Origin of the sequence: Amycolatopsis magusensis, from assembly GCF_017875555.1 — a bacterium.
Classification (GTDB): domain Bacteria; phylum Actinomycetota; class Actinomycetes; order Mycobacteriales; family Pseudonocardiaceae; genus Amycolatopsis; species Amycolatopsis magusensis.
In genome coordinates, this window is the sequence record NZ_JAGGMS010000001.1 from 401,185 (window position 1) to 418,695 (window position 17,511).

Annotated in this window: 16 protein-coding genes and 1 riboswitch; of the genes, 8 read left to right on the forward strand and 8 right to left on the reverse strand. The window is 70.1% G+C overall.

All coding sequences use genetic code 11. The annotated features are described in order from the left end of the window. Window positions 1-4 precede the first annotated feature (4 nt). The 5 genes from JOM49_RS01830 to metG all read right to left on the reverse strand — a co-directional run bounded on the left by JOM49_RS01830 (window position 5) and on the right by metG (window position 6,733). Window positions 5-1,015, reverse strand: a complete 1,011-nt coding sequence (locus JOM49_RS01830) for a methionine ABC transporter ATP-binding protein (RefSeq protein ID WP_209662499.1) — start codon at window positions 1,013-1,015, stop codon at window positions 5-7. A gap of 204 nt (window positions 1,016-1,219) precedes the next feature. Then, window positions 1,220-1,308: riboswitch (SAM riboswitch) on the reverse strand. 69 nt (window positions 1,309-1,377) lie between these two features. Next, window positions 1,378-2,238 carry a 16S rRNA (adenine(1518)-N(6)/adenine(1519)-N(6))-dimethyltransferase RsmA gene (rsmA, locus tag JOM49_RS01835; RefSeq protein ID WP_209662501.1) on the reverse strand — a complete coding sequence of 287 codons (861 nt, stop codon included), beginning with the start codon at window positions 2,236-2,238 and terminating at the stop codon, window positions 1,378-1,380. A gap of 115 nt (window positions 2,239-2,353) precedes the next feature. Further along, the gene (locus JOM49_RS01840) at window positions 2,354-3,766 is read right to left on the reverse strand and encodes a resuscitation-promoting factor (protein ID WP_209662503.1); all 1,413 of its coding nucleotides are present in this window, start codon (window positions 3,764-3,766) and stop codon (window positions 2,354-2,356) included. A 352-nt stretch (window positions 3,767-4,118) separates the two neighbouring features. Beyond that, the gene (locus JOM49_RS01845; RefSeq protein WP_209662504.1) at window positions 4,119-4,961 is read right to left on the reverse strand and encodes a TatD family hydrolase; all 843 of its coding nucleotides are present in this window, start codon (window positions 4,959-4,961) and stop codon (window positions 4,119-4,121) included. Further along, complete coding sequence (metG, locus tag JOM49_RS01850) at window positions 4,940-6,733, reverse strand: methionine--tRNA ligase (RefSeq protein WP_209662506.1); 1,794 nt, start codon at window positions 6,731-6,733, stop codon at window positions 4,940-4,942. The genes JOM49_RS01845 and metG overlap by 22 nt, the downstream gene beginning before the upstream one ends. Before the next feature lie 51 nt (window positions 6,734-6,784). On the opposite strand from metG, the gene JOM49_RS01855 reads away from it, so the two are divergent. The 4 genes from JOM49_RS01855 (at window position 6,785) to JOM49_RS01870 (ending at window position 9,902) form a co-directional block, all read left to right on the forward strand. Further along, a complete protein-coding gene (locus JOM49_RS01855) occupies window positions 6,785-7,375 on the forward strand; it encodes a PadR family transcriptional regulator (protein WP_209662507.1) in 591 nt (196 codons plus the stop codon). A gap of 71 nt (window positions 7,376-7,446) precedes the next feature. Continuing rightward, entirely contained in the window at window positions 7,447-8,433 is a 987-nt protein-coding gene (locus JOM49_RS01860) for an ATP-binding cassette domain-containing protein (protein ID WP_209662508.1), read from the forward strand. Continuing rightward, a complete protein-coding gene (locus JOM49_RS01865; RefSeq protein ID WP_209662511.1) occupies window positions 8,423-9,190 on the forward strand; it encodes an ABC transporter permease in 768 nt (255 codons plus the stop codon). Before JOM49_RS01860 ends, JOM49_RS01865 begins: the two co-directional genes overlap by 11 nt. A gap of 97 nt (window positions 9,191-9,287) precedes the next feature. Further along, on the forward strand, window positions 9,288-9,902 hold the full coding sequence (locus JOM49_RS01870) for a GH25 family lysozyme (RefSeq protein WP_209662513.1): 615 nt from the start codon (window positions 9,288-9,290) through the stop codon (window positions 9,900-9,902). On the opposite strand, the gene JOM49_RS01875 is transcribed toward JOM49_RS01870, so the two are convergent. After that, window positions 9,891-10,880 carry a glycoside hydrolase family 183 protein gene (locus JOM49_RS01875; protein WP_209662514.1) on the reverse strand — a complete coding sequence of 330 codons (990 nt, stop codon included), beginning with the start codon at window positions 10,878-10,880 and terminating at the stop codon, window positions 9,891-9,893. The genes JOM49_RS01870 and JOM49_RS01875 overlap by 12 nt on opposite strands. A gap of 28 nt (window positions 10,881-10,908) precedes the next feature. Between JOM49_RS01875 and JOM49_RS01880 the strand changes: the two genes are divergently transcribed. Continuing rightward, a complete protein-coding gene (locus JOM49_RS01880; RefSeq protein ID WP_209662515.1) occupies window positions 10,909-12,171 on the forward strand; it encodes an aminodeoxychorismate synthase component I in 1,263 nt (420 codons plus the stop codon). Here JOM49_RS01880 and JOM49_RS01885 read toward each other — a convergent pair. Then, entirely contained in the window at window positions 12,155-13,114 is a 960-nt protein-coding gene (locus JOM49_RS01885; RefSeq protein WP_209662516.1) for a quinone oxidoreductase family protein, read from the reverse strand. The genes JOM49_RS01880 and JOM49_RS01885 overlap by 17 nt on opposite strands. Before the next feature lie 81 nt (window positions 13,115-13,195). On the opposite strand from JOM49_RS01885, the gene JOM49_RS01890 reads away from it, so the two are divergent. After that, on the forward strand, window positions 13,196-13,750 hold the full coding sequence (locus tag JOM49_RS01890; RefSeq protein WP_282771070.1) for a QsdR family transcriptional regulator: 555 nt from the start codon (window positions 13,196-13,198) through the stop codon (window positions 13,748-13,750). Here JOM49_RS01890 and rsmI read toward each other — a convergent pair. Continuing rightward, window positions 13,739-14,584 carry a 16S rRNA (cytidine(1402)-2'-O)-methyltransferase gene (rsmI, locus tag JOM49_RS01895; RefSeq protein ID WP_209662518.1) on the reverse strand — a complete coding sequence of 282 codons (846 nt, stop codon included), beginning with the start codon at window positions 14,582-14,584 and terminating at the stop codon, window positions 13,739-13,741. The genes JOM49_RS01890 and rsmI overlap by 12 nt on opposite strands. A 225-nt stretch (window positions 14,585-14,809) precedes the next feature. On the opposite strand from rsmI, the gene JOM49_RS01900 reads away from it, so the two are divergent. Both JOM49_RS01900 and JOM49_RS01905 read left to right on the forward strand, forming a co-directional pair. Beyond that, window positions 14,810-16,387 carry a dolichyl-phosphate-mannose--protein mannosyltransferase gene (locus JOM49_RS01900; protein ID WP_209662527.1) on the forward strand — a complete coding sequence of 526 codons (1,578 nt, stop codon included), beginning with the start codon at window positions 14,810-14,812 and terminating at the stop codon, window positions 16,385-16,387. Between the two features lie 86 nt (window positions 16,388-16,473). Beyond that, window positions 16,474-17,448, forward strand: coding sequence for a chitinase (locus JOM49_RS01905; protein ID WP_209662528.1), 975 nt, complete (start codon window positions 16,474-16,476; stop codon window positions 17,446-17,448). The last annotated feature ends 63 nt before the right edge of the window (window positions 17,449-17,511 follow it).

Genomic DNA, 17,511 nt, shown 5'->3' on the forward strand with positions numbered 1-17,511 from the left:
TGGATCAGGCGGCGACGCCCTGCGGGCCGCTGACCGGGTGGGTGACGTGGGCGCCGCGCTCGGCGATCCACGCCAGCGCGCCGTCGGCCTGCTCCCCGCGCAGGCCGATGCGGAAGCGGCCGACCGGGGTGTCACCGATCCGGGTCAGGCCGCCGCCGATGGTGGCGATGTCGATACCGAACCGGGTCGCCGCCTCGGGCAGCAGCGCGCCGACCGAAGCGAAGCCGATCAGCACCACGTCGACCGAGCGGTCGTAGCGGGCGGACTGGGCGCGGGTGGTCTCGATGGCGGGCAGCAGCGCCTGCGCGGTGCGGCTCGACGGGTCGACCAGCAGGGAGAGCACGTTGCCGTTCTCCACCACCTTGCCGTCCTCGAGCACCGCGACGTCGTCGCAGATGCGGCGGACGACACCGGCGTCCGGCGTGGCGACGAGCACGGTCAGGCCCAGCTCGGCGCGGGCCCGGTCGAGCGCGGTGAGCACGCCGGCGGCGTCCTCGACGCCGAGCCCGGCGGTCGGGTCGTCGGCGAGCAGCACGGCGGGCGAGGTGGCCAGCGCCTTCGCCACGGCCACCCGGCGGCGCTGCCCCGGGTTCAGCTCGGCGGGGTGCTGTCCGCCGCGCTGGGTCAGGCCGACGAGGTCGAGCAGGGTGCCGACGCGGGTGCGGCGGCGCGGGCCGTCGACGCCGAGCTGCTCCAGCGGCGACGCCACGTTCCCGGCGACCGTGCGCTCGGGCTGCAACGCGGCCCGGCCGTCGACGATGCCGACCTGGCGGCGGATCTCCCGCAGGCGGCGGCCGTCGAGCGTGCCGGTGTTGAGGCCGTCGAGGCGGACCACGCCGCGGTCGGGGCGCTCCTGCAGCGCGACGCACCGGGTCAGGGTGGACTTGCCGGAGCCGGCCGGGCCGACCACGCCGTAGAGCGAGCCGGCGTTGATGTCGAAGTTGACGTCCCGCAGGGCCAGGACGGGAGCGTGGTCGCCGGGGAAGGACTTGGTCAGGTTTTCGAGCGTGATCACGTGAATGCTCCAACAGCTGGGCGCGAACGCGCGCCGAGGCACAAGGAAGCACCGCCGGAACAGTCGACGACGGTGTGAGCGGAGACCGGAAAGCGGCGAAGTGGTTACTAGGTCAGACGTTGGAGCGTCGACACGCACTTACCGTGCGGCGACCTTCATCCACTACTCGGCGCCGGGTCAGCATTCGCGACCGATACACAGGATCCTCCATCGGTCCTGGCGTTAGCACCTGCCCTTGCGGGTGGTTGCTGCGACTTCAGCGAGCCAGGCCTCTCAGTCGCTCCGGATGGACGCACAAGGAGTACACCCGATCCGGCTCGCGGAAAGCAAGTCCGTGGTCGGAGATCACACGAACAGCGGCGTTAACCCTCGTTTTCCGCGGCGGCGGCGATCCTGGCGAAGTCGTCGACGGTGAGCTGTTCACCACGGGTGCGCGGCTCGACACCGGCCGCGGTCAGCAACTCCCCCGCGCGCTCGGCGGAGCCCGCCCACCCGGCCAGCGCCGCACGCAGCGTCTTGCGCCGCTGCGAGAAGGCGGCGTCCACGACGGCGAAGACGGTCTTCCGCTCGGCGGGACGAGTGGTCTGGACCCGTTCGAAGCCGACCAGCGCGGAGTCGACGTTGGGCACCGGCCAGAACACCGCGCGCGGCACCGCGGCGACCTTCTTGGCGCGGCCGTACCAGGCGAGCTTGACACTCGGCACGCCGTAGGTGCGGCTGCCCGGGCCGGCGGCCATGCGGTCGGCCACCTCGGTCTGGACCATCACCAGGCCGCGGCGCAGGCTCGGGAGTTCGGCGAGCAGGTGCAGCACGACGGGCACGGCGACGTTGTAGGGCAGGTTCGCGACGAGCGTGGTCGGCTCGCCCACCTGACTCTGGTTGATCTTGAGCGCGTCGGCTTCGACGACGTTCAGGTTCGCGGCGTGCTCGGGTTTCGCGTGCCCGGCGACGGTTTCCGGCAGTCGCTTGGCGAGCACCGGATCGATCTCGACGGCGACCACTCGCGCGCCGGTGGCCAGGAGGCCCAGCGTCAGCGACCCGAGGCCGGGGCCGACTTCGAGCACGAGGTCGTCCTCGGTGACCGCACCCAGCTCGACGATCCGGCGCACGGTGTTGGGGTCGTGCACGAAGTTCTGGCCGAGCTTCTTGGTCGGCCGCACGTCCAGCTCGGCCGCCAGGCCGCGGATCTCGGCGGGGCCGAGCAGCCCGGCAGGTTTGGTCACGGCTGGTGAGTCTAGGCGTGCGTGGTTGGTTGGGTCGGGCTCACCCCGGCGGGCTCATGAAAGTGGCTTCCCTCGTCGGAGGGAAGCCACGATCACGAAGTGGAGCGGGGGTGCGTCAGAGGCCCAGCTTCTTCGAGCAGTGCGGCCAGGCACCGTAACCGCCGCGGTCGTCGCGGAGTTTGGTGGCGACGGCGATCTGCTGTTCCCGGGTGGCCTGGTGCGGCAGCGCGGCGTACTGGCCACCGCCGTAGGCCTTCCAGGTGCTGGCGTTGAACTGCAGGCCGCCGTAGTAGCCGTTGCCGGTGTTCGCGGCCCAGTTGCCGGTGGACTCGCAGTGCGCGAGCTTGTCCCACACCGCACCACCGGAGACCGCCGGGACGGCGGCCTTCTTGGTGCCGACCCGGACCTTCTTCGGCTTGGCTTCCTTGGTGATCTCCTCGGAAAGCTTCTCCCGGGCGACTTCCTTGTCGTTCTCCTTCGTCACCCGGTAGGTGACGTTCTTCGAACCGGCTTCGCCCTCTTCCTCGACAACGGTCTTGCCCTTGTCGAGGGTGTCGTCCTTGATCTCTTCGACCGGCGGCGGGATCTCTTCGTTCTCGTTGATCACCGTCACGCCGGTGCGGCTGACGTGCACCTCGGCGCCGTCGGTCAGCTTGTAGTCCAGGCCGCCGTCGACCTTGTCCTCCGGGCCGATCGTCAGCTGGAGCTCGCCGAAGAACTCCTTCGCGGTCACCGCGTTGGTCTGGACCTGACGCGGTTCGCTGCCACCGTCGTAGAGCGTGACGTTCTTCAGCGTCTTGATCTCGAGGGTCATGCCCTCGAGCGGGATCTGCCCGTCGCCGGGGGCCGACATCCAGGTGCCTGCCTTGCCCGCCTCGGCGAGGCCGAGCTGGGTCAGCGCCTCGGAAACCGTGGTGGCACGCACCCACGACTCGCGCGGGGTGCCGTCCACGAGGAGGTTCAGCTGGCGGCCGCGCTCCAGGGTGATGACGGTGTCGTCGGCGACCGCGGCGTCCGGCGACGGCGAGATCGCGTCGTGCGCGCCGATCGAGTAGCCGGCGTCCTTGAGCACCTCGCCGACCGTGCCGCCGAAGGTGTTGACCGTCTGCTGCGCGCCGTCGACGTCGACCGTGACGCTCTTGTTCATCGCCATCGCGGCGGCGCCGCCACCGGTCAGGGTGAGCAGCACGGCGAGCACGGTGCCCTTGAGGAAGCGCTTCTTCCACGTCTTGACGGCCTTGACGACACCGGCCTCGACCGGCATCGGCTCGCCATGGGCGACGCGGTCTTCGCTGATCTCGTCCGGGATCACGATCGGCGGGAGCATCGTGGTCTCGGCGTTGATCAGCCGGATCAGTTCGTCGACGTCGACGTTGGCCTCGGCCATCAACGCGTCGGCGTCGGGGCCGAGCACGGTCAGGACGTCGTGCTGGGTGACGTTGAGGTCGTCGGAGAAGTCGAGCTCGCCCTCGGGGCTGGGCCAGTCGAGCGTGCCGACACCCCCGCGGGAGGAGGCGAACGTGCTCATCGGGTTGTCCTGGCGCGAGTACTCGCGCCTGTAACCACCAGTCACTGGGTCGATCCCTTTCACAAAAAGGCCGTTGCCTTCATTTCGGCGCCGGAGCGCCAGTTATCCGGCTCCCGCAGTCAGCGCCATCCAAGTGATCCCGGGCTTCGGGGGCCCGTTCGCACTTCCCCGACGTGCACTGACGTGACTGTGGGTGTCCCAGCGGCGGCCCCTCTGCGGGCAACCGACCGGCACGATCACGGGACAGTAACGAAGACTCGGGGGTTGCGCAAACACCCCCCGCGATCTCGTGATCTGCATCACTCCTCAGATGGCCCAACGCTGCTGATCCTTTGTCGCAATGCGTCAAACCCTAAGTAACAGTGGGCAGTCGGAAGACCCGTTCGGCGGTCTGCCGCACGGCGTCCGAGATCGTCTCCACGGACTCTTCCCGCAGCTCAGCGAGGTAACGCACGGTGTAGGCCGTGCAGTAGGGCTCATTGGGCCTGCCCCGGTGGGGATGGGGGGTCAAAAATGGTGCATCCGTCTCGACCACGAATTGACCGAGCGGTGAGATCCGCGCCGCATCGTGCAGTCCGCGCGCGTTCTTGAACGTCACCGTGCCGGCGAACGAGAGCACGTAACCCGCGTCCAGGCACCGGCGCGCGAACTCTCCGTCACCGGAGAAGCAGTGGAAGACCACCGTCTCCGGCGCGCCCTCCTCGGCGAGGATGCGGAACACGTCGTCGTGCGCGTCGCGGTCGTGGATCATCAGCGTCTTGCCGAGCCGCTTGGCCAGGTCGATGTGCCAGCGGAAGGCCTCCTGCTGGGCGTCGTGCGGCGAGTAGTCCCAGTAGTAGTCCAGCCCGGTCTCGCCGACCGCGACCACCCGCTCACCACGGGCCAGTCGCTCCACTTCGGACCGTTCCACCTCGCCGAAGTCCTTGGTGCGCGTGGGGTGCACCGCGACCGCGGCGAACACCCGATCGTCCCAAGTGGACGCTTCGGCGGCCCAGCGGGCGGCGGCGAGGTCGTCGGCGACGGTGACCAGGCGGGTCACCCCGGCGGCCTCGGCGCGGTCGGCCATGGCGGTCACGTCCGCCGCGGTGACCGCGCCGCAGGCGTCCAGGTGCGTGTGCGCGTCGACCACCGGCGCCGGGAGCTTCTCCGGCACCGGTGGCAGTTCCCTCTTGCTCACGGCTCGATCGGCGCCCATTCGGGACCGGTCTCGGCCAGCTTGGCGTCGAGCTTGGCGAACAGCGGCGACGGCTTGGCCAGCGGACGGCCCACCTCGATCGGCGTGGACGACCACTTCGCCTGCTCGGCGGCGTAGTCGCCGGTCAGGATCGGGTTGGTCCGGCCGTCGATGTCGAGGTCCTCGACGTCCTGCAGTTCCGGCTGCGCCGCCCAGACGCCGGTGCCGCCCAGCGCCTCGTGCACCTTCTGCGCCGAGTGCGGCAGGAACGGGGTCAGCATGGTGTTGGCGTCGGAGACCACCTGGAGCGCGGTGTGCAGCACGCTGTCGCGCCGCGCGGTGTCCTCCTTGAGCTTCCACGGCTCCTGGTCGGACAGGTACTTGTTCGCCGCCGAGACCACCTTCATCGCCTCGCCCAGCGCCATCTTGAACCGCGAGCGCCCGAGGTGCGCGCCGACGGTCTCGAAGGCCTGGCGCGACAGCGCCTTCAGCTCCTCGTCGGCCGCGGTCGGCGCGGAGGGTGCGGGCACGCCGCCGTTGTTCTTGTGCGCCATCGAGATCGACCGGTTGACCAGGTTGCCCCACTCGTTGGCCAGCTCGAAGTTGGTGCGCCGGACGAACTCGTCCCAGGTGAACGCGGTGTCCTGGGTCTCGGGACCGGCCGCGGCGATGAAGTACCGCAGGGTGTCCGGGCCGTACTCGCGCAGGAAGTCGTTGACGTAGATGACCGTGCCGCGCGAGGTGGAGAACTTCGAGCCGCTCATGGTGAGGAACTCGCTGGAGACGATCTCGCTCGGCAGGTTCAGCTCGCCGTACGGGCCCGGCTCGCCGCCCTTGTCGCCCTGGCCGTTGTGCCCCATCAGCAGCGCGGGCCAGATCTGGGCGTGGAAGGTGATGTTGTCCTTGCCCATGAAGTAGTACGACCGGGCGTCCGGGTTGGTCCACCACTGCTGCCAGGCGTCCGGCTCACCGGAGCGGCGCGCCCACTCGACGCTGGCCGAGAAGTAGCCGATGACCGCGTCGAACCAGACGTAGAACCGCTTCATCGGCTGGTCGCGCCAGCCGTCGAGCGGGATCTTCACGCCCCAGTCCAGGTCGCGGGTGATCGGGCGCGGCCGCATGTCGTCGACCAGGTTCTTGGTGAAGTTGAGGACGTTCGGCCGCCAGTCGGTCTTGGTGGACAGCCACTTGCCCAGCGTCTGGGTGAACGCGGGCAGGTCGAGGAAGTAGTGCTCGGTCTCGACGAACTTCGGCGTCTCGCCGTTGATCCGGGACTTCGGGTTGATCAGCTCGGCGGCGTCCAGCTGGTTGCCGCAGTTGTCGCACTGGTCGCCGCGCGCGCCGTCGTAACCGCAGATCGGGCAGGTGCCCTCGACGTAGCGGTCGGGCAGGGTGCGCCCGGTGGACGGGCTGATCGCGCCGCGGGTGGTCTTCGGCACCACGTAGCCGTTGCGGTGCAGGGCCAGGAAGATCTGCTGGGTGACCGCGGCGTGGTTGCCGGTGCTGGTGCGGGTGAACAGGTCGTAGGTCAGGCCGAGACCGCGCAGGTCCTCCCCGATCTGGCGGGTGTACTTGTCCGCGGTCTGCTGCGAGGTCAGGCCTTCCTTGTCGGCCTGCACGGTGATCGGCGTGCCGTGCTCGTCGGTGCCGGAGACCATGAGCACCCGGTTGCCGGCCATTCGCTGGTAGCGGGAGAAGACGTCGGACGGGACGCCGAAGCCGGACACGTGGCCGATGTGGCGGGGGCCGTTGGCGTAGGGCCAGGCCACCGCGGTCAACACAGGGGTGCTCATACCCGATTAGCCTACGGAAGCTGTCACATGCGTTTTGTCCTGGGAGGCTCGTTGTCCGCGACCCGCTTGCTGGTGCTCGGCGTGCTGCGGATCAGCGGCCGGGCGCACGGCTACCAGGTGCGGCGGGAGTTGCTGGGCTGGCGCGCGGACAAGTGGGCCAACGTGCAGCCGGGGTCGATCTACCACGCGCTGAAGAAGATGGCCGCGGAGCAGCTGCTGGAAGAGGTCAGCACGGAGGCCGGTCGCGGGCCGGACCGCACGGCCTACCAGCTCACCACCGAGGGCGAGCAGGAGTTCTTCCACCTGCTCTCCGGCGCGCTGTCCGACGCCGACGACGCCGGGCCGCTGCTGTCCGCGGGCATCGCGCTGATGCCGATGCTGCCCCGCCGCCGGGCGATCGAGCTGCTCAAGCTGATGGAGGTCCGGCTCGACGGCGCGATCGCGGAGATCCTGCAGACCGCGGTGCACGCGCACGAGTGGGGGCACCCGCCGCACGTGGTGCGGATGTACCGGCTGTGGGGCGGGCAGACCGAGACCACCCGCGCCTGGGTGCACGACCTGGTCGCCGCGCTGGAGGCCGGGGAGTACCGGATGGCCGACGACGATCCGCCCACGTTCCCCGTTCCCGGTAATCACGTTTGACCTGCTGGCGATAGGTAGGGAAACATGCCGGGCGCACCACTAGTCAAATTTGATTACCGAGAGGGGATGCCATGATCACCGCACGCGGCCTCGCCAGGCGGTTCACCGCCCGTGGCCGCACGGTCGACGCGGTCAAGGGCGTCGACATCGACGTGGCCGAGGGGGAACTCGTCGGCTTCCTGGGGCCCAACGGCGCCGGGAAGACCACCACGCTCCGGATGCTGACCACACTGCTCAAGCCGACCTCCGGGCAGGCCACCGTCGGCGGCTGCGACCTGCTGGCCGACCCGCTCGGCGTGCGCCGCCGCATCGGCTACGTCGCCCAGGCCGGGGGCACCTGGCAGGACTGCAAGGTCATCGAAGAGATCGAGATCCAGGGCAGGCTCTACGGGCTGACCAAGGCCGAGTCGCTGGCCCGCGGCGCCGAGCTGTCCGAGCAGCTGGACCTGTCCGGCCTGGAACAGCGCCTGACCAAGACGCTCTCCGGTGGCCAGCGCCGCCGCCTCGACATCGTGCTCGGCCTGATCCACCGGCCCGGCCTGGTCTTCCTCGACGAGCCGACCACCGCGCTCGACCCGCAGAGCCGGGCGAACCTGTGGGAGCACATCCGCTCGCTGCGCACCGAGCACGGCGTGACCGTCTTCCTCACCACGCACTACCTCGACGAGGCCGACTCGCTGTGCGACCGGATCCTGGTCATCGACAACGGCGAGATCGCCGCCGAGGGCACCCCCGACTCGCTCAAGGCCGGGGTCTCCGGCGACGGCGTGACCATCGGGGTGCCGCTGGCATCGACCGGCGCCGCCGCCGAGATCGCCGGCAGGCTGACCGGCGCGCACGAGGTGTCCATTGTGGAGGACACCGTGCGGTTCCGGGTGCCGCGCGGGGACGTGGCCATGCCCGAACTGCTGCGGGCGCTGGACGCCGCCGGCATCGCGATGGAGTCGATGCAGGTGCACCGGCCCACGCTCGACGACGTGTTCCTCACCCTGACCGGCCGTTCCCTGCGTGACGCGGAAGCCGCCACCCCGACCCCGGAGGCCGCTCGTGTTCCGTGACATCTGGCTGATCTTCAAGCGGGACATGACGCTGTCCCTGCGCAACCCGGCGTGGGTGCTGATCGGCATCATGCAGCCGCTGCTCTACCTGTTCTTCTTCGGCCCGCTGATGGAGAAGGTGGTCCAGAGCACGCCGGGCTTCCCGCCGGGCAACTCGTGGGCGGTGCTCACCCCGGCGATCATGGTGCAGACCGCGTTGTTCGGCACCTCCTTCGCCGGCTTCAGCCTGCTCGCCGAATACCGCGCCGGGGTCACCGAGCGGTTCCGGGTGACGCCGATCAGCCGCGCCGCCCTGCTGTTCGGCAAGCTGTTCGCGGCCAGTTTCCAGGCGGTGGTGCAGGCGCTGCTGATCATCGTGGTGGCGTTCCTGGTGTTCCCCTTGGACGCTCCGGTGACCGGGGTGCTGCTGAGCCTGGTGATCGTGGCGCTGCTGGCGATCACCCTGGGCTCGGCGTCCTACGCGGTGGCGCTGATGATCAAGAGCGAGACGGCGTTCCCGGCGCTGCTGAACGCGGTGCTGATGCCGTTGCTGCTGCTGTCCGGCATCCTCGTGCCGATCACCACCGGGCTGGCGCCTTCGTGGCTGTACAACCTCTCGCGCATCAACCCGTTCTCCCATGTGGTCGATGCCGAACGCGCCGCCTTCCGCGGCGACATCACCATGGACGCGTTGTTCACCGGGTGCGTGGCGCTGTTGGTGATGGCCGTGCTGTCCGTGTTCTGGGGTGTGCGCACGTTCCAGAAGGAGAACTCCTGACGGTCTGAGATTTTCGGACACGCTGGTCCGCTGAGGCCGCCATATGTGCTGATCGCACGTATGGTGGCCTTTCACCCACCTCGGGGGAGGAGGCGGATTGCGCGAACCCGAGCCCGAACGCGGGATCAACCTGTCCCACCACGAAACCGTGGACGACTGGCGGACCGTGCGCGCGCACGGCGTCCTGTTCTCCAGCGTGACGATCACCGAAAGCACGAACTGGAGCGATACAGCGGCGATCCGCAACGTGCGGGCCGCCCAGACGGCCGGACTGCACACCGGCGCCCGGCATTTCGCGCGCCCCGGTTCGGTCCACGAACAGGTGACGCACTTCCAGCGCACCGCGAGTCCACTCGGGGTGTTCGCGCCGGGATCACTGGCGCCCTCACTGGATGTGCGCGCGCCCGGCATCAGCGACCGGTTCATCAAGTCGTGGATCCGCGGGATCCGGCACGCGGCGAACATCAAGCGGGTGCTGGTCTACGCCGGTTACGAGCAGTGGCTGCACGAACTGCACCCGGACAAGTGGGCCGACTCCGAAGTGGTGCTCTGGCTGGCGCGGCACAACGGCATCCCCGGCCGTCCCGGCTGGTTCCACTCGCGACTCGGCGTGCACCAGCACGGCAGCGGTGACGACGCACCGGGCTTCCACGGCGAGATCGGTTACGACGCCGTGGTGTACCCGTTCGTACTCTCGGACCTACTGCTGTAAACGCGTGCGCATCAGGAAGACGTTGTACGGACCCCACTGGGAAATCAGGTAGTAGATCTCGTCGCCGTCGAGCGCCCACGGGTGCAGGTAGCCGCCGTAGAGCGCGGGCCGGTCCTGTCCGGACACCACCACCTGACCGTCCGACCACGGACCTTCGAGGCGATCGGCCGTGCGCAGGACGATCGCCGCCCGGTGCTCGTCGAGGTGCAGTGCCAGCCAGCATCCGAAGTGGACGCTGTACTCCACGGACAGCTCCCCCACCGGCCCCGGCAGCACCGGCGCGGCGGCGAACTCGTCGCGGCCCCAGCCGTCGCCGGTCCAGTACCGGTAGGCGGCGGGTTCGAGCACGGACGCCGGATCGACGCGCGCCAGGTAGGCCGGGCCGAAGCGGCCGTTGGTGGTGCCGAACAGGTACACGTGCTGCTCGTCGCGGGCGAACGCGCCGATCTGGAACGGGTGGTCGCCCTCGGCGCGGTTGATCCAGCGGGCCCGGCGCGGCTGCTCCCAGGTGGCGCCCCCGTCGGCGGAGACCGCGATACCGGCGTAGTTGGTGTGCCACTGGCCCGGTGGTCCCCAGGCGCGCACGGACATGTACTGCACGTATTGCTTGCCGTCGACCGCGATACCGGCGTTGGGGATGATCGTCACCTCGTCGCGGCGGTCGGCGGAGGCGAGGACCTGCGCGGCCAGGCCGTCGGCCCTGGCGACCACGCCGTCCAGCACCAGCCCGTGCCGCAGGTCGCGTTCGGACGAATGGGCCAGCACGTTGCACCGCCAGTCGGCCTCCGGCGGCCCGGCGCCGTCCCCGCCCCAGCCCTGGCCGTAGGTGTCGCCGAAGAGCACCAGCACACGCCCGTCCCCGGCGTCCCAGAGGATGCCGAGATCGGTGGCGTGGATGCCGAACCGCTCGTCGGTGCGGTTCGCCGTGCCCGCGCCGGTGATCTGGGCCACTTGGCTGGTTTCCAGTACTCGGACCATGCCCCGACGGTAGGTCACAATGGCCGCCATGCGGTTGGTGCGCGCGGCGTTGCACTCGACGGTGGCGCCCGAAGCGGCGCTGTCGCTGCTCGACGCGCGCGCCCGCACCCTCGGCCTGCCGCCGCCCGCGGCGTTGTCGGGTGAGTGGTTCGGCTCGCGGGCGGTGCTCGCGCCGAGCGTGGCGATCGGAGAGGTGGCCGACGCGTATTCGCTGCCGCTCGACGAGGTCGACGACGTGGTGCCCGGCGCGGTCGGCGGTGGCTGGTTCGGCTACCTGTCCTACGACCTGACCGATCCCAGCGGACGGCGGACTCCCCTGCCGCGCGCCGCCTGGGGCTGGGCGGATCACGTGCTGCGACTGGGCAATGACGGCACGTGGTGGTTCGAAGCCCTGGTCGACGGCGCTGAACCACCCGAACTGCGGCGGGAACTCGAAGCGACGTTAAACGGGGTGCCACCCCGGCTCGGCTGGACGGCGGCGGAACTGCACCGGCCCCTGCCCACCGAACACCACGACGCGGTGAAGGCCTGCGTGCACGCGATCGAAGCCGGGGAATTGTTCCAGGCGAACATCTGCACGCGGTTCTCGACCACGTTCGAAGGCAGCGCGAGCGCGTTGTTCGGCGAGGGCGTCCGGCGGTTGCACCCGCGCCGGGCCGCGTTCCTCAGCGGTGACTGGGGTGCGCTCGTCTCGCTGTCCCCGGAACTCTTCCTCGCCCGGCACGGCGATCTGGTGCGGTCGGTGCCGATCAAGGGCACGCTGCCGCGCCGCGGTCCCGGCGACGACCACCTCGCCGGCGAGCTGCGGCGGTCCGAAAAGGACGTCGCGGAGAACGTGATGATCACCGACCTGGTGCGCAACGACCTCGGCCGGGTGTGCGCGGTCGGCAGCGTCCGGGTGCCCGAGCTGCTCGCCGTCCGGCCCGCACCCGGCGTCTGGCACCTGGAGTCCACTGTGGAGGGACGGGTGGTGACCGGGGACGCCGGGCTGCTCGCGGCCACCTTCCCGCCCGGCTCGGTGACCGGCGCGCCCAAGATCCGCGCGCTCGACCTGATCGCCGAGCTCGAGCCCGTGCCCCGCGGGGTCTACACCGGCGCGATGGGCCTGGTGTCCCCGGTGGCCGGGCTCGAGCTGAACGTCGCGATCCGCACGTTCGAGGTGCACGCGGGCACGCTGTGGCTGGGCGTCGGCGGTGGCATCACCGCCGACTCCGACCCGGAGCGCGAATGGCAGGAGTGCCTGCACAAGGCCGCGCCACTGGAACGGCTGCTGGCTACGCCCGGGGGTTGAGGACCAGCTTGCCGGTGGTCGCGCGGGAGCGGAGGTCCTCGTGCGCCTGGCGTGCGTCGGCGAGCGCGTACTCGCCGCCCTTGATCGCCTTGACCTCGCCGTTCTTCGCCAGCTCGAACAGCTCGGCCAGGCCGCGCTCGAACAGGTTGCCCGGCAGGCGCAGCGCGTGCGGCAGCCAGATGCCGGAGATGGTGGTCGAGTGGCCGAGCAGGTTGCGCAGCTCCACCGGCTTCGGCTGCTCGCGGCTGGCCATGCCGTAGAAGGCCAGCCGGCCGAACGGCGCCAGCGCGGCGATGCTCTCGTCGGTGATGCGGCCGCCGGTCATGTCGAGCACGATGTCCACGCGCTGGCCGCCGTTGGCCTCGCGCAGCGCGTCGGTCATGTTCTCCGCGCGGGAGTCCACGACCGCGTCGGCGCCCAGGTCGAGCGCCAGCTTCCGCTTGTCCTCCGAGCTGGCCGTGGCGATCACCCGGCCGGCGCCCCACGCCTTCGCCAGCTGCACGGCGAGCGAGCCCACCCCACCGGCCGCCGCGTGCACGACCACCGACTCACCGGCCTCCAGATGGGCGTTCTTGCGCAGCATCAGCCACGCGGTCATGCCCTGGACGATGAACGCCAGCGCGGCGTTGTCGTCCACGCCGTCCGGCACCTCGTAGGTGGTCGCCTCCGGGGCGACGGCCTTCTCCGCGTACCCGCCGGACTTGTGGAGCAGCGCGACCACGCGCCTGCCGTCCGGCGTGCGGCCGACGACCTCACCGCCGGGCACGAGCGGCAGCTCGGTGGGCGCGAGGTAGCTGTTCTCCGCCGCGTGCGTGTCGGCGTAGTTGACGCCGGCGTGGTCGACCTCGATCAGCACCTCGCCGGGACCGGGCTCCGGATCCGGCAGCTCCACCAGCTTCAGGACCTCGGGTCCGCCGAACTCGGTCACCTGCACAGCACGCATTCCAGCCAGCCTTTCCCTCGTCGGATGAGACGATCCTACTGATCGTCTCACGCTGAGACAATGCCGTGTTATGTTCCATACGTGGTCTCCACCAAACCGGACGTGACGGACGCGTTCACCCTGGCGCGGCAGTGGTTCCTCGACGGGCGGCGGATCGACATGCAGGAGCTGGCCGCCGAGCTGAAGGTGGGCCGGGCCACGCTGTTCCGCTGGGTCGGCAACCGGGAGCAGCTGCTCGGCGAGGTGATCTGGTCGATCACCGAACGCGCCTTCGACCGGCACAACCGGGCCATAGGGGGCTCGGGCGGGGCCCGCGTCGCCGAGGTCGTCGGGACCTACGTGCGCACGGTCAACAGCGACCAGCCGTTCCGCGCTTTCCTGCGGCGCGAGCCCGAACGCGCGCTGCGCCTGCTGACCACGAAGGCGAGCCTGGTGCAGCGCCGGACCATCGCGGCGGTGGAGGCGATGCTGACCGAGGAGATCGGCAACGGCACGCTGGAGCCGCCGCTGCCGGTGCACGACCTGGCCTACCTGATCGTGCGGATCGCCGAGTCGTTCATCTACACCGACATCATCTCCGGCGAGGAACCCGACGCCGACAAGGCGCGGGAGGCCGTCGCCGCGTTACTTCGCTGACCGGCGCGCGGTCAGCACGGCGTCGTAAAGCTCCTTCTTGGAGACCCCCGTCGCTTCGGCCACTTCGGCGGCGACCGTCTTGAGGCGCTCCCCGGCGGCGGCCCGCTCCGCGACCTCGGCGACCAGGTCCTCGACGCTGGTCGACCGCGGGGGCGCGCCCGCGAGCACCACGGTGATCTCCCCGCGCACGCCCTCGTCGGCCCAGTCCGCCAGCTCCCCCAGCTCACCGCGCTTGACCTCTTCGTAGGTCTTGGTCAGCTCGCGGCAGACAGCCGCTCGTCGATCCGCGCCGAGCACGCCCGCGGCGTCGCGCAGCGTGCTCGCCAGGCGGTGCGGTGACTCGAAGAAGACGGTGGTGCGTGGTTCAGTGGCCAGTCCACTCAGCCACTTGGCCCGTTCGCCGCCCTTGCGCGGGGCGAAGCCGTCGAAGCAGAAGCGGTCCGACGCCAGGCCGGACAGCGCCAGCGCGGTGGTCACCGCGGACGGCCCGGGCAGGCAGGTGACCGGCAGATCCTCTTCGACGCAGGCCGCCACCAGGCGATAGCCGGGATCGGACACGCTCGGCATGCCCGCGTCGGTGACCAGGAGGACGGTCTCACCCGATCGGAGGGCTTCGAGCAGCTTCGGCAGCCGCGAGGTCTCGACGTCCTCGTAGAAGCTGACCACGCGACCCGTCGGCGTCACGTCGAGCGCGGCGGCCAGCGAGCGCAGGCGCCGGGTGTCCTCGGCGGCGATGACGTCAGCCGCGGCGAGCGCCTCGACCAGTCGCCGGGACGCGTCGCCCACGTCCCCCAGCGGTGTCGCGGCGAGCACCAGCCGCCCGGTCTCCGGCATGACGGGCAGCCTAGCCGGGCACTCGCGGCGAGCTCACAGCACGCCGCCCAGGCGCAGTCCTGCGAGTCAAGGCCGCGCTCTCCGCGCCCAGGCGGCCCCTGGCGGCACGGGCGAGTTCGGCCGAGTACGGCCAGTACGAGGCCGAATCGCCCGCACCGCCAGGAACCACCTGGATCACGAAGCCCATCGACCAGACCCACAGGACAGCGCCTAGGATCGGACCCCGTGACCGCACTCCTGACGCGCTCGTCCGGCGACGGCGCGTACCCGGATCCGGTCGACGAGCACGCCCCGCGGTCCGATCGCGAAGCCACCCTGCTCGGCCGCGCGATGCCTGCCGACCGGCTGCGCGGCTGGGTGGTCACGCTGGTCCTGACGCTCATCGGCGGCGTGCTGCGGTTCCAGAACCTCGGTCACCCGACCGACAAGGGCACGCCGGTCTTCGACGAGAAGCACTACGTGCCGCAGGCGTGGCAGATGCTGCGCAACGGCGGGTACGAGGACAACTACGCCTACGAGCTGATCGTGCACCCGCCGGTGGCCAAGCAGCTGATCGCGATCGGCGAATGGCTCTTCGGCTACAACGGCTGGGGCTGGCGCTTCTCCGCGGCGCTCGCGGGCACCGTGCTCATCCTGCTGGTCATCCGGATCGCGCGGCGGCTGACCAGGTCCACCTTCCTCGGCGGCGTGGCCGGCGTGCTGGTGATCAGCGACGGCGTGCTCCACCTGCAGTCGCGGATGGGCATGCTGGACATCTTCATCGCGTTGTTCGTGGTGGCCGCGTTCGGCTGCCTCCTGCTCGACCGCGACCAGGTGCGCGAGCGGATGGCGCTGGCCGTGCGCGAAGGCTGGGCGGACGAATCGCCGTACGGGCCGCGGCTCGGGTTCCGCTGGTGGCGGTTCACCGGCGGGGTGATGATCGGGCTTTCGCTCGGCGTCAAGTGGTCCGGGCTGTACTACATCGTCGCGTTCGGCCTGCTCTGCGTGGCTTTCGACGTGGCCGCCCGCCGCGCGGCCGGCGTGCCGCGACCGTGGCTGGGCACGCTGCGCCGCGACGTGGCCCCCGCGCTGTGGGCGCTGGTCGCCATCCCGGTGCTGGTCTACCTGGCCACCTGGGCGTTCTGGTTCGCCAGCGAGACCGGCACCGACCGGCACCTGGTGGAACTCGACAACATCCAGCCGTGGTGGATCTTCGGCTGGGTGCCGGACGCGCTCGCCTCCCTGGTGCACTACTCGCTGCACGTGCTCGACTTCCACTCCGGGCTGAAGACCCCGGAGAACGACCCGCACCCGTGGGAGTCGAAGCCGTGGACGTGGCCGATGGGCCTGCGCCCGATGCTCTACTCCTACGGGTCGGGCGCGGAGGCCGTCGGCTGCGGCGAGGCCGACTGCGTGCGGGCCACCATGCTGATCGGCACCCCGGCCATGTGGTGGCTCTCGCTGCCGGTGCTGGCGTGGGGGCTGTGGCGCTCGGCGTTCCGCGCGGACTGGCGCTACGCCGCCGTGGTGGCCGGCTACCTGGCCGGGCTGCTGCCGTGGTTCGTCAACCTCGACCGCCAGATGTACTTCTTCTACGCCACGCCGATGGCGCCGTTCCTGGTGCTCGGCCTGACGCTGGCGCTCGGGCAGATACTCGGCGCGGTGCGCCAGGGCTTCGAACGGCGGGGCACCGGACTGCTGGTCGTGTCGCTGTACGTGGGGCTCGTGGTGGCGAACTTCGCCTGGCTGTGGCCGATCCTGAACGGCGTGTCGATCACCAACGAGCACTGGCAGTCGGAGCTGTGGCTGCCGTCCTGGCGCTGAACCTTTCCGACTTTCGTCGTGTTGCCGTTCCGTGACAGTGGGTCGACCATGGGGACATTGGTTTAGACCACCTAAAGGAGACGGCCATGTCCCTCCGCAGGTCCCTGTTCGCCGCACTGGCCGGAGCGGCGCTGCTGCTCACCGGCCTGCCGGCCACCGCGGGCGCCGCGGTGCCGAACAAGCACCTCACCGGTTACTGGCAGAACTTCGTCAACGGCGCGAAGCCGCAGAAACTCGCCGACGTCCCGGCCGCCTACGACGTGATCGTGCTGGCCTTCGCCAACTCCGATACGGCCAGACCGGGTGCGGTGACCTTCGGCGTGGACCCGGGGCTGGCCAGTGCGGTCGGCGGGTACACCGACGCCGACCTCAAGGCCGACATCGCCGCGAAGAAGGCGGCAGGCAAGTCGATCGTGCTGTCGATCGGTGGGGAGAAGGGCAACGTCGACCTGAGCTCGCCGTCGAACGTGACCAACTTCGTCGACTCGTTCACCGCGATCGCGCAGTCGTTCGGCATCCAGGGCCTCGACGTCGACCTCGAACACGGGCTCAACGTCGCGAACACCACCAGTGCGATCAAGCAACTGCGGTCGCGCCTGGGAGCCGGGTTCCTGCTGACCATGGCGCCGCAGACCATCGACGTGCAGCCGGGTGGGCGGTACCTGCAGCTGATCGAGCAGACCAAGGACCTGATCACCGTGGTGCACACGCAGTACTACAACTCGGGCAGCATGCTCGGCTGCAACGACCAGGTGGTGCACCAGGGCAGCGTCGACTTCATCACCGCGCAAGCCTGCTTCCTGCTGCGGACGCTGCGGCCGGAGCAGGTGTCGCTGGGCCTGCCGGCTTCGCCCTCGGCGGCGGGCAGCGGATACGTGAACCCGACCGTGGTGAACAAGGCGCTGAGCTGCCTGGCGAAGCGTACGGATTGCGGTGGTTATGTGCCGGAGACGGCTTTCCCGGGGATCGGCGGCGTGATGACCTGGTCGACGAACTGGGACGCTACGTCCGGGGGTGCCTTCTCGGGCCCGGTGCGGGCGCACCTGAACTCCCTACGCTGAACCTCACGTTCAGGAAGCCGAGTTCTACGTTCAAGCACGCGAGTTCTACGTTCGGGCGGGCGA